This is a genomic window from Promicromonospora kroppenstedtii DSM 19349, assembly GCF_000515355.1.
In the GTDB taxonomy this organism is placed as follows: domain Bacteria; phylum Actinomycetota; class Actinomycetes; order Actinomycetales; family Cellulomonadaceae; genus Promicromonospora; species Promicromonospora kroppenstedtii.
In genome coordinates, this window is the sequence record NZ_KI911633.1 from 33,506 (window position 1) to 38,118 (window position 4,613).

At 69.2% G+C, this 4,613-nt stretch carries 4 protein-coding genes; all 4 read left to right on the top strand.

Annotated elements, in window-relative coordinates; genetic code table 11:
• The coding region (locus PROKR_RS06360; protein ID WP_036960831.1) for a DUF2505 family protein at positions 1-214 on the top strand (214 nt) is incomplete at its 5' end.
• Positions 215-500: 286 nt separating this feature from the next.
• Positions 501-1,850, top strand: a complete 1,350-nt coding sequence (locus PROKR_RS06365) for an ABC transporter substrate-binding protein (protein ID WP_036960834.1) — start codon at positions 501-503, stop codon at positions 1,848-1,850.
• 194 nt (positions 1,851-2,044) lie between these two features.
• Positions 2,045-3,367 (top strand): ABC transporter substrate-binding protein, encoded by a 1,323-nt coding sequence (locus PROKR_RS06370; protein WP_036960835.1) that lies wholly within the window; start codon positions 2,045-2,047, stop codon positions 3,365-3,367.
• A 168-nt stretch (positions 3,368-3,535) separates the two neighbouring features.
• Positions 3,536-4,552, top strand: a complete 1,017-nt coding sequence (locus tag PROKR_RS06375) for a carbohydrate ABC transporter permease (RefSeq protein ID WP_036960838.1) — start codon at positions 3,536-3,538, stop codon at positions 4,550-4,552.
• The last annotated feature ends 61 nt before the right edge of the window (positions 4,553-4,613 follow it).

Genomic DNA, 4,613 nt, shown 5'->3' on the forward strand with positions numbered 1-4,613 from the left:
GGGCGCGCCCGTCCGGGTCACGGCCACCGCGGCCCTGACGGCGCTGCCCGACGGCGGCACGCGGCTCACGTACGCGGGCGACGTCCGGGCGACGGTCCCGCTGTTCGGCACCGTGATCGAGGAAGCGGCGGTCAGCGCCGTCCGCACCACGCTCGAGACCGAGGCCGAGGCGGGGCGCGACTGGCTCGCCGGCAACCGCACCGGGACGGCCTGAGCCGTCCCGCACCGGACGCCCCCTGGGCAACCCCTGCCAGGACTGCGCAGGTCACCGCATCGAACGCGCGGCACCTGCCGGTTCCTGACGAGTCCTTATCCCTTCGACGCACGAGCGCGGCATTTCAGACATCGTTTCGCAATTGGTACTTTACGTTCGTTCCATCTCGTTCGCTTTCGGGCGTCGAGGTGCTAGAACCTGAGCGAACATTCGTGTCGGACGTGGACGAGTTTGTGCTCTGATATCGCTTTCACACGTCGACACGCACCGACCACGAGGAGTACCAGTGCCCACCAAACACGGACCGGTCCGAAGCCGGACCGTCGCCACCCGCCGCCGCGCGGCCGCCGCCACGCTCGCGGTTCTCGTCCTGCCCCTCACCGCATGCGGCTCGCTCCTGGGCGGGGAGTCCACGGGCTCCGACGGCGACGACGACGCTCCGATCACCCTCACCGTGTCCACGTTCAACGACTTCGGGTACACCGACGAGCTGCTCGCGCGGTACACCGAGGAGCACCCGAACGTCACGGTGGAGCACATCGTGGCCCCCACCTCGGACGAGGCCCGCCTGCAGATGCTCAAGGCGTTCACCACGGGCGACGGCTCGGACCTCGCCGACGTGGTCGCCGCCGAGGTCGACTGGCTGCCGGAGCTGATGGAGCACTCGGAGCTGTTCGAGGACCTGAGCGACCCCGAGGTCAACAAGCGCTGGGTCGACTGGAAGGTGGCCCAGGCCACGACCACGGACGGCAAGGTGCTGGGCTACGGGACCGACATCGGCCCCGAGGCCATCTGCTACCGCGCCGACCTGTTCGAGGAGGCCGGCCTGCCGTCCGACCGCGACTCCGTCGCCGAGCTCCTCGGCGGCAAGGATGCGACGTGGGAGCGCTACTTCGAGGTGGGCCGCCAGTTCACGGCACAGTCCGACGCCGCGTGGTTCGACGGCACCACGGGCATGTTCCAGGGCATGGTCAACCAGCTGCCCGCCGCCTTCGAGGACCCGGCCACGCAGAAGCCGACCGACCTGGCGATCAACAACGAGGTCCGCGCGATCTACGACCAGATCACCGGCGGCATCGGCGACGGCCTCTCGGCCGGCCTGGAGCAGTGGACGCCCGAGTGGACGGCCGGGTTCCAGGAGAACGCGTTCGCCACGATGCTCTGCCCCGGCTGGATGATGGGCCCGATCGAGTCCTACTCGCAGGGCGTGACCGGCTGGGACGTGGCCAACGTCTTCCCTGGTGGCGGCGGTAACTGGGGCGGTTCGTTCCTGACCGTGCCCTCGGCCGGCCTGCACACCGACGAGGCCAAGGAGCTCGCCGCGTGGCTCACCGCGCCCGAGCAGCAGACGGAGGCGTTCACGACCGCGGGTGCGTTCCCGTCGCAGCTGGAGGCGCAGGACTCCGACGCGGTGCAGAGCTACGTCAACCCGTTCTTCAACAACGCCCCGGTGGGCAAGATCTTCACCGCGCGGGCCCAGTCCATCGACGGGGCACCGCACAAGGGCCGGTACTACTTCGCGATCCGCGACGAGGTCAACAACGCGCTGGCCGCCGTCGACGCCGGGACGAACAGCCCCGAGATCGCCTGGAACCAGGCCGTGCAGACGGTCGGAGCATTCCGCATCAAGGAGTGATCCGACCACGGTTCGCCCGCTGCCCGCCTTGACAGGGCGGGGCGGCGACCGCGACGATCAGTTCGCGTGGTAGCGCTCCCACACCCCAGATGTGGGAGCGCTCCCAACCCCGGTCCGCTGACGTGCCCGTCCGGCACACGACCGCGACCCGCAAGATCCCGTAGGACCCAGACCGCACGACAAGGGAGTCCCCAGTGCTGAGCAGTACCCGACCCACGAGGCGCGTCGCCGCCCGTACTCTCCAGGCGACCGCCGGTGCCGCCGTCTTCGCCCTCGCGCTCACGGCGTGCGGCGGTGGATCCGACGAAGGATCCGCCGAGGAGGACGGCCCGATCACGCTGAAGGTCGCGACGTTCAACGACTTCGGCTACACGGACGAGATGCTCGCCGAGTACACCAAGGAGCACCCGAACGTCACCGTGGAGCACGTCAAGGCCGCCACGACCGACGACGCGCGCAGCAACATGACCACCAAGCTCGCCGCAGGCGGCGAGGGCCTGGCCGACATCGAGGCCATCGAGGTCGACTGGCTCCCCGAGCTGTCGCAGTACCCCGACCTGTTCACCGACCTGGCCGACCCCGAGCTGGACGGCCGCTGGGTGGACTGGAAGGTCCAGCAGGCGACCACGGCCGACGGCAAGATCATCGGCTACGGCACGGACATCGGCCCCGAGGCCATCTGCTACCGCGCCGACCTGTTCGAGGAGGCCGGCCTGCCGACCGACCGCGAGGAGGTCGCCGAGCTGCTCGGTGGCGAGGACTCCACGTGGGAGGACTACTTCGCCGCGGGCCGCGACTTCGTCAAGGAGTCGGACGCCGCCTGGTACGACAGCTCCGCGGGCACCTTCCAGGGCATGATCAACCAGCTGCCCGCCGCGTTCGAGGACCCGGAGACGGGCGAGGCCAAGGACCTCGGCGACAACGCCGACGTCAAGGCCATCTACGACGAGATCGTCGGCTCCGTGGACGACGACCTGTCGGCCGGCCTGGAGCAGTGGGGCGACGACTGGGTCGCCGGCTTCCAGAACGACGCCTTCGCCACCATGCTGTGCCCGGCCTGGATGACCGGTCCGATCGAGCAGAACTCCGGTGGCATCGAGGGCTGGGACGTCGCTGACGTCTTCCCCGGTGGCGGCGGCAACTGGGGCGGTTCGTTCCTGACCGTCCCGGCCTCCGGCGCGCACACCGAGGCGGCCAAGGAGCTCGCCGCGTGGCTCACCGCCCCGGAGCAGCAGACCAAGGCGTTCGAGACCTCGGGCACGTTCCCGTCGCAGATCGAGGCGCAGGAGTCCGAGGCCGTCCAGGGCTTCACCAACGAGTTCTTCAACGACGCCCCGGTGGGCCAGATCTTCTCCACCCGCGCCCAGGCGATCGAGGGTGCCCCGTACAAGGGTGCGCACTACTTCGCCATCCGTGACGAGGTCACGAACGCGCTGAACCGCGTCGACATCACCAAGTCCCAGGACGCCGAGGAGTCCTGGAACGAGGCCGTCGAGAAGGCCGCGGCCCTCGGCTGACGCCCTGAGCCGCACCTGAGCCCCACGGGGCTGATGTGACCCGGTGGTCGAGCTTGCCGAGACCTGTGTTCTCGGCAAGCTCGACCACCGCTTGCCGTCGCCTCCGATCCGGGCGCGGCGAAGCACCGACAGTGACCCTCACCCGACGATGACGCGGCGGAACATGACATGGCAGTCCTGACACCACAACGACCAGCACCGGGGTCCGGTGCACCAGAGCGCGAGTCGCGCAGACTCGGCTTCTCCCAGCGGCTCGGCCGCTGGGACGTGAAGCTCTCCCCGTACCTCTACATCTCGCCGTTCTTCATCCTCTTCGCGGTGACCGGCCTGTTCCCCCTCGCGTACACCGCCTACGTGTCGGTGCACGACTGGAGCCTGCTGGGCGGCCAGGGCGAGTTCGTGGGCCTGCAGAACTTCTCGGACGTGCTGGCCCAGCCCACGTTCTGGAAGTCGCTCGGCAACACGCTGTCGATCTTCGTGCTGTCCTCCGTGCCCCAGGTGATCATCGCGATCACCATCGCGGCCCTGCTGGACCAGAACCTGCGCTCGGCGACGTTCTGGCGCATGGGCGTGCTGATCCCCTACGTGGTCGCCCCCGTGGCCGTGTCGATGATCTTCGGCCGCCTCTTCGCCGACCAGTACGGCCTGATCAACTCGATGCTCGGTGTCATCGGCATGGACCCGATCGCCTGGCACGGCGACCGGCTCGCCAGCCACGTCGCCATCGCGAGCATCGTGAACTATCGGTGGGTCGGCTACAACGCGCTGATCTTCCTCGCGGCCATGCAGGCCGTGCCGCGCGAGCTGTACGAGGCCGCCGTGATCGACGGCGCCGGCCGCGTGCGCCAGTTCTTCTCCATCACCGTGCCGCAGATCCGGGCCACGATCATCTTCGTGGTCATCACGTCGACCATCGGTGGCCTGCAGATCTTCGACGAGGTGCGCATGTTCGACGCGACCGGCCTCGGCGGGCCGGACCGCAACTGGATGACCACCGTCCTGTACCTGTACGACGTCGCGTGGGGCAACCAGCACAGCCTGGGCCGCGCCTCCGCGGTGGCCTGGATGCTGTTCCTCCTGATCGTCCTGATCGGCGTCGTGAACTTCCTGATCACCCGCCAGATCTCGACGTCGGGCGCGAAGAGCAGGCCGAAGCGCAAGAGCATCACCAGGGGGAACGCATGAGCTCCGTCGCCGTCACCGCCCAGACCGCCGGCGAGGGCGCGGCCCGCGCCGCCGCCCCCCG

Excerpts from the sequence above, each read along its gene's own strand:
- PROKR_RS06375 (WP_036960838.1), top strand. The coding sequence starts at position 3,536 with ATGGCAGTCCTGACACCACAACGACCAGCACCGGGGTCCGGTGCACCA.